The 1241-nt window shown below is 47.3% G+C and carries 1 protein-coding gene; it reads left to right on the top strand.

The annotated features are described in order from the left end of the window. On the top strand, positions 1–1241 hold a 1241-nt coding region (locus R7M72_RS25045; RefSeq protein WP_318056451.1), incomplete at both ends, for a formate--tetrahydrofolate ligase.

Raw genomic sequence — 1241 nt, 5'->3', positions numbered from 1 at the left:
CGAAACACACCGTTATCTTCCATCGATGTTATCGCTGAAAAAGCAGGTCTATTGCCTGAAGAATTTGATACACATGGAAAATACAAAGCCAAAGTACACCCTAAGTGTTTAGCCCGCCTGAATGACAACCAAAACGGCAAATTGGTTCTGGTCACCGCGATTACCCCAACTCCACTAGGTGAAGGCAAAACCGTGACAACCATTGGCCTTGCTCAAGGACTGGCGAAGCTAAAGCAATCCGTGATGGCATGTATTCGACAGCCATCAATGGGGCCTGTCTTTGGCATCAAAGGTGGTGCCGCAGGTGGCGGATATTCCCAAGTTGCGCCAATGGAAGAGCTCAATTTGCATTTGACGGGTGATATTCACGCCGTTACGGCTGCACACAACTTAGCGTCTGCAGCTTTAGATGCGCGCTTATTCCACGAGCAGCGCGAAGGATATGACGCCTTTGAAGCTCGAACTGGTTTAAAAGCATTAAAAATTGACGTTGAAAGCATTACTTGGAAACGCGTGATGGACCACAACGACCGTGCACTTCGCATGGTCAAAATTGGTTTGAACGAACATGGCAAAACCATTAACGGATTTGAGCGTAACGAAGGGTTTGATATTTCAGCCGCATCCGAGTTGATGGCCATTATTGCGTTGGCAAAAAATCTTAAAGACTTACGTCAGCGCATTGGCAAAATTGTTGTTGCTTATGATCTCGACGGTCAGCCTATCACCACAGAAGATTTACAAGTAGCAGGTGCGATGGCCGTAACGTTGCAAGAAGCCATTGCACCAACATTGATGCAAACGCTTGAAGGTGTCCCTACTCTGATCCACGCAGGCCCTTTTGCTAACATTGCGCATGGCAATTCTTCTATTATCGCTGATGAGATTGCGTTAAAACTTTCGCGTTACACGGTAACTGAAGCGGGATTTGGCTCTGACATGGGATTTGAGAAAGCCTGTAATATTAAAGCAGCGGCTGCCAACAAAGCGCCTGACTGTGTGGTGATTGTTGCGACGTTAAGAGGCCTTAAAGCGAACTCCGGCCACTACGACTTGCGCCCAGGCATGGCAATTCCAGATTCGATTTTCTCACCTGACCAAGCGGCATTGGTAGCCGGGTTTGAAAACTTAAAGTGGCACATCAAGAACGTCCATAAATATGGAATCCCAGCCGTTGTTGCGATTAACCAGTTCCCTCAAGATTGCGAACAAGAACTCACCGCGCTTCAAGATCTCATTCA

Origin of the sequence: Vibrio sp. YT-18 (assembly GCF_033337345.1) — a bacterium.
Classification (GTDB): domain Bacteria; phylum Pseudomonadota; class Gammaproteobacteria; order Enterobacterales; family Vibrionaceae; genus Vibrio; species Vibrio alginolyticus.
This window is presented reverse-complemented; position numbering and strand designations above follow the sequence as displayed.